The organism is Paenibacillus sp. 01T442, assembly GCF_056398345.1.
Genome location: NZ_JBFTPF010000038.1, coordinates 57,582 through 63,794 on the forward strand (window position 1 = coordinate 57,582; position 6,213 = coordinate 63,794).

5 protein-coding genes are annotated in these 6,213 nt (G+C 39.8%); all 5 read left to right on the forward strand.

Going from position 1 to position 6,213, the window contains the following annotated elements; translation table 11 throughout:
- Nucleotides 1-92 precede the first annotated feature (92 nt).
- The gene (locus AC1DLM_RS23175) at nt 93-1,808 is read left to right on the forward strand and encodes an extracellular solute-binding protein (protein WP_441989575.1); all 1,716 of its coding nucleotides are present in this window, start codon (nt 93-95) and stop codon (nt 1,806-1,808) included.
- A gap of 124 nt (nt 1,809-1,932) precedes the next feature.
- A complete protein-coding gene (locus tag AC1DLM_RS23180; protein WP_441989576.1) occupies nt 1,933-2,832 on the forward strand; it encodes an ABC transporter permease in 900 nt (299 codons plus the stop codon).
- 13 nt (nt 2,833-2,845) lie between these two features.
- Nucleotides 2,846-3,724, forward strand: coding sequence for a carbohydrate ABC transporter permease (locus AC1DLM_RS23185; RefSeq protein ID WP_441989577.1), 879 nt, complete (start codon nt 2,846-2,848; stop codon nt 3,722-3,724).
- 52 nt (nt 3,725-3,776) lie between these two features.
- Entirely contained in the window at nt 3,777-5,504 is a 1,728-nt protein-coding gene (locus AC1DLM_RS23190; RefSeq protein WP_477571310.1) for a sensor histidine kinase, read from the forward strand.
- Nucleotides 5,505-5,512: 8 nt separating this feature from the next.
- Nucleotides 5,513-6,213 (forward strand): response regulator (locus AC1DLM_RS23195; protein ID WP_477571311.1); only part of this gene is annotated, 701 nt, incomplete at its 3' end.

The following is a 6,213-nucleotide window of genomic DNA, read 5'->3' on the forward strand; positions in this document are numbered from 1 at the left end:
CAAAGTTCATAATCTTTATTATCGATCATTTCATTCAGTTGTGACGAATGCAATAATAAATAGTGTAAGATACATTCCCTAGGGGGGTTCACATGAAAAGGTATCGTAGAACAGTAGCCATATTAACAGGTATCACCCTTTGCATGAGCATGATTGCCGGGTGCACAGTGGGAGATAACGAGGCATCGGTAAGTACCAGTCCGTCGAATACAGCTAGTCCAATTGCGACAGGAAATAATCAGTCTCCGCAATCGAATGCCCGTACCAAATTTGATCCTCCGGTTACAATATCCGCCGCAATTACGTTGAGACCTTCAGATAAACTCCGCTTTGGAGATACGCCAGAGAATAATCCGGTCACTCGATGGTTAAGTGAGAACTTGGGAATTGTAACTAAATTTCAATGGGTAGTGACAGATACAGCGGCATTCGAGACGAAGGTACGCTTGGCGATGGCAAGCGGAGAAACGCTGCCGGATGTCCTTTATACAGGGGGAAGCCTGCTGGAGGAATTGATTGATTCCGGTAAAATTCAAACGATTGACGAAGCATTTGAGAAATATGCATCACCTAGATTAAAAAATTTATACGAAAAAAACCCGGCAGTTTGGGCCACAGCTAAAAGAAACGGCAAAGTAATTGGTTTGCCGGATGTCTCAAATGGCGTGGTTGGCGAGAATATCATGTGGATTCGTCAGGATTGGCTGGATAAGCTGCAAATGAAAGCCCCAACCACTATTGAAGAATTTGAAAAATTGTTAGATGCGTTTACGAATCAAGATCCGGATGGAAATGGCAAGAAAGATACATTCGGTATGGCATTTGGCGCAAACACTGGTTACCACAAACCAACTAATAATTACATGACCAATACCGAGTTTATTTTCGGGCAGGATCAGCCCTATATGTGGCTTAAAGGGCCAGACGGCAAACTGGAATACGGTGCCAACAGACCAACTGTTAAAGCAGGTCTAGCCAAATTAAATCTATGGTATAGCAAAGGTTATTTTAATCCGGATTTTGGAACCATGGATGCAGCAAAAGCTATGGCCGATTTTACTTCAGGGAAAGCGGGGATTGCCATTGCCGCGGGCTGGGCAGGCGCTTGGCCAATTGGAACTGCAGTATCGGAAGCGAAGAGCAAGAATCAAACGCTTAATGTCAAACCCTATCCGATTCCATCCGGAATTACGGGTGAGGTTGGACGGCAGGAATCACAGCCATCCTACGGTACTTATGTATTTCGTAAGGGATTTAATAATATGGAAGCCATTTTTAAATATTATGACACCATGTATGGTTGCCTGATCGAAGATGCTTCGTGTCCATTCGCGGTAGGGCAAGGGGAAGGATACGATTACGTAATGAAGGATGGAAAGCCAGATTGGAAAACGGTTCCGGATGGAATTGTCAATCTTAGCCGATATTTAATTTTCCCTTCAAATGGAACGGCACCAACGAATGTAATGGAAGGTCCAAGCATCTACCAGCGTGTTGCAGCGGGTAAATTGGATAATGTATTTGAACAAAAATTAGCTGCAAGCAATGACAAATTGGCAATCGATGGTTTTTCCGTAGGTTACCTGCAAATGGACAAAGATGTGAAAAACGGATTCTATGGTGCGAATACCCCAACAATGAAAGAGAAATGGGAGCAGCTGAATACGTTGGAAGATCAAGCTTACTTGCAGATTATTCATGGGAAACAGAAACCGGATTATTTTGATACATTCCTTAAGCAATGGCATGAGCAAGGTGGTACACAAATTACCAAAGAGATTAATGAAGCTGTTGCCAAACAGAAGTAAGGAACTGACTTATAAKGGAAAGGAAATACGGAGTACAAACGTTCGTTCACTATGTTCTCCGTATTTAGTTTTTTCAAAATAAGCATTTTTTCGCAATATTGAAAGTTGATAGGAGATTATTTGAATGAGAAGCTATTTGAATCTAAGAAAAACGTGGCCGTTGCATGTATTTCTATTACCATCCGTTATTCTACTAATCATCTTCAATTACATTCCAATGGTTGGGTTTATGATTGGCTTTGAGGATTTCAAACCTTGGCTAGGGGTTTTCAAGTCTCCGTTTGTTGGGTTAAAGCATTTTAAATTTATGTTCCATGATCCTGTTGCTTTGCAGGTTATCTGGAATACGTTGTTTATCGCAATATTTAAAATTATAGCGGGTTCCATTGTTCCTTTTAGTTTTGCCTTATTTCTTAATGAAGTACGTCTTGTTTTATTTAAAAGAACAATTCAATCCCTTATTTATTTACCACACTTTATTAACTGGGTAATTCTTGGCGGGATTTTAACCGATATGCTGTCTACGAATGGCTTGATCAATCAATTTCTTGGATGGTTAGGTTTGGAGAAAATCGCATTCCTGCAGAGCGGGAATTGGTTTCGAACCATGTTAGTCACAAGTGATGTCTGGAAAGAGTTTGGTTTTGGGACCATTATCTACTTGGCAGCTATGGCGGGAATCAACCCGAATATGTATGAAGCTGCTGACATTGATGGAGCTAATAATTGGCAAAAAGCGGTTCATATTACGATTCCAGCGGTCATTCCTATCGCCATCGTCATTGCTACATTATCACTGGGGAATATTCTAAACGCGGGGTTTGATCAAGTATTTAACATGTACAATCCATTGGTATATCCCAAAGGAGATATTATTGATACGTATGTTTATCGTGTAGGTCTTCAACAAGGCTCATTTAGTCTAGCAACTGCAGTAGGATTTTTTAAATCGATCATTGGGTTTATTCTAATTGCCACTACGTATAAACTAGCGTCCAAATATGCAAATTACAAGATATTCTGAGAGGATATATGCGATGTTCAAACTATCGTTTTCAAACAAAATGTTTCAATTCACCAATAGTTTTTTCTTGGCGATGATGGCTTTTTTATGCATATTGCCGTTGATCCATGTGTTAGCTGTATCCTTAAGTTCGGACTATGCAACGACATCTTATTTGGTCAAATTCTGGCCGATCGGCTTTAATCTGGATGCCTATAAAACGGCGTTAAATAGCAATAATTTCTTGATTGCCTTTAAAGTGAGTGTACTGAGGACGGTATTGGGTACGTTGCTAACGATGTTTCTTACGATGCTGGCTGCTTATTCGATGTCCAAGGATGATAGGTATTTTAAAGGGAGAACCTTGTACGCTTGGTTTTTTGTATTTACCATGCTGTTTCATGGCGGATTAATCCCGACTTATCTTGTTGTACAAAAGACAGGACTTACCAACTCGATATGGGCTTTGATCATCCCCGTCGCAGTGAATGTATTCAATGTAGTGCTGATGATGAATTTCTTTCGAGGAATCCCCAAGGAACTGGAAGAAGCAGCAATGATAGACGGCGCTGGACATTTCCGTGTTCTGTTCACCATATTTTTCCCGATCTCATTACCTTCTATAGCAACACTTTCCTTATTTACTATGGTGTTTCATTGGAATTCCTGGTTCGATGGCATGATCTATATGAATAAAGCCGATCAATTCCCCCTGGCTACATTTCTTCAAGCCTTAATTGCCGGATTTGACTATACCAAGATTGGTCTAAACCCGTCTGATTTGGAGGAATTATCGGAACGTTCCCTTAAATCGGCACTGATGTTCATCGGGATTTTTCCCATCTTGCTCGTCTATCCATTTTTGCAAAGATATTTTGTGAAAGGAATGACTTTGGGATCTGTCAAAGAATAGGAAATAATACTATGATAGAGTAGTAAGTAATCTTAGCGGGATGGGGAACCCAATGAACCTGATTACGAAAGTTATCCTACTTATTGTAATGATTTTACTCCCAATATTAGGCCTCTATGCCTATTCCTATCAACAGACCATCCATGTCATAGAGAAGCAAATCAATACTAGAAATGAAGAGAAATTAGCTAATTTTCTGGGTCAAATCGAGATCTTATTGGACCAGAACATGCTTTTTGCGGCGTTGGCAACCAAAGATCCTGAGATCAAGAGTGTAGCATTTGGAAATTTGCCTACATCCGGGTATGATCGGTTGAATGTGATTCAAGATGTTCAAAGCAAGCTCAGTTTGTTTAGCATTACGAATAACATTATGAATATTATCTCCATCTATTTTCCGAGAAGTCAATTGTTCTTGTCCACGGATACCACTACGGTGTTCGATGAAGATGAGATTTTAAAAAGCTACACCCCCAATTGGCGACTGAATAAAGTAGGTGTAAACGGTGTCCAAATGGATGCCTTTTCCCGTTTTTTTGTATCACCTTTTCATGAGAATCCAGCAGATATCAAAAATTCTGAGCTGATCATTCGCGTGGATTTCTTTACTCAGAATATTACCAATTTGCTGGATAGTTTTAAGCTGGCAGGTCACAGCGATGCCTTTTTCTATCATACCAAAGATCAAGTGGTTTATAGCAGTACAGCCAATACGCAAAGAATTCAGCAACTCATGCAAGACTATCCCTTGGATCAATACACGAGCAAGTCAAAGTTTCATGATATTGTATCCATAGATGGGAAGAAATATCTTCTGTATACACTTGCTTCGAGCAAAGTCGATTGGAGTTTAGTGGATATCGAACCGCTTGACGAGATCCTACAGCCTGTCGTTCACAGCCGGAATTTATTCTATATGATCTTGCTATTACTCCTATTATTTGGCACAATCGCTGCCTTCTTATTGTACTTTCATATTCAAGTTCCCATTCGGATATTAATTCGTGGGGTAGAGCATATCAAGAACAAGAATTTTGCTTATCAGATTAAGAGAAAGCGAAATAATGAATTTCAACAGTTGTTTGATTCCTTTAATGGTATGGGATTAGAAATCGATCAGTTGATAAAACGCGTGTACATAGAAGAGATTCGCTCTAGAGAAGCTGCGATGAAGCAACTTCAATCCCAAATCAATCCCCATTTTCTTTACAATTGTCTTGCCTATATCGTCAATATGGCAAAAATGAATAAAAATCAATCCGTCATCGCTATGGCGCATAATCTAGGGGATTATTACAAATATACGACTCGGAATGAAACACTAGTCACGACATTACATAGCGAAATAGAGTTAGCGGTTAACTATATGAATATCATGAATCAACAATTGGATAAGTTTCAATATACGTGTTCGATTCCTGAATCCATGAAAACGATCCAAATTCCTAAATTAATCTTTCAGCCGATTATTGAAAATGCGATTGTACATGGGTTAGAAGAAATTTTAGAGAATGGTTGGATTACCATCGTAGGATTGGAGGACCCGAATTCATATCGTCTCATCGTGGAGGATAATGGGCCAGGATTATCAACGGAAAAATTGCAAGCGCTTAAAAGGAAAATCAGTATGGAGGATAACGAAAGCGATCAAACCGGATTATGGAATGTTCACCATCGTTTTAACTATTACTTCGGCAAGAATTCTGGGATGTTGCTAGACCACTCGACATTGGGCGGCTTAAAAGTCGAGCTGTATTGGAAAAAAGTAGAGAGGGAGTGAGAGATTGCATGTTTTCTTTATTGATCGTTGATGATCATAAACATCAGGTGGATACGCTAGCTGCCACTTTACCCTGGAATGAAATAGGCATCACCACGGTTCACAAGGCTTATGGGGGGCAAAGCGCCCTAGCCCTCATAGAAGATCACCCGATTGACATTATGATAGCGGACATTCGTATGCCTGGCATCACAGGACTTGAGCTAATCCAATTCATCAATCAGCGTAATAAGAAGATAGATTGCATATTGCTCACAGGGTATGCGGAATTTGAATATGCCAAAAAAGCGATCGAACTGCATGCCGTTGACTATTTTATCAAGCCTGTCCGTGATGAAATGTTACTAGATTCGGTGAAAAAAATAATCATCAAACGTCAAAATGATTTGCAGCAGCATCAAATTTACGAGCAAGCAACGTCACTCCTTCATCAGAATTTACCATTGTTGAAAGAGAATTTGCTGTTTGAAATTTTACAAGGCGCAAATATCGGAAACAGTCAACTGTCGGAAAAGCTCAGTATGTACCAAATCCCTATGACTTATGGAGATTCTATTAAAGTAGTCGTCATTAAATTTGATCCCTATTTTTACGAATCCTACAATGCTTCCGATATGAAATTATTTGAATATGCCATAAGGAATATGGCGGAGGAACTGTTGTCACCTCACTTTCATGTGTGGTCAAGTAAAGCTACCCAAGCCAATCT

What these genes read in the sequence shown, in the direction of transcription:
- AC1DLM_RS23190 (WP_477571310.1), top strand. Translation starts at nt 3,777, where the DNA reads ATGAACCTGATTACGAAAGTTATCCTACTTATTGTAATGATTTTACTC.
- AC1DLM_RS23185 (WP_441989577.1), top strand. Translation starts at nt 2,846, where the DNA reads ATGTTCAAACTATCGTTTTCAAACAAAATGTTTCAATTCACCAATAGT.
- AC1DLM_RS23175 (WP_441989575.1), top strand. Translation starts at nt 93, where the DNA reads ATGAAAAGGTATCGTAGAACAGTAGCCATATTAACAGGTATCACCCTT.
- AC1DLM_RS23180 (WP_441989576.1), top strand. Translation starts at nt 1,933, where the DNA reads ATGAGAAGCTATTTGAATCTAAGAAAAACGTGGCCGTTGCATGTATTT.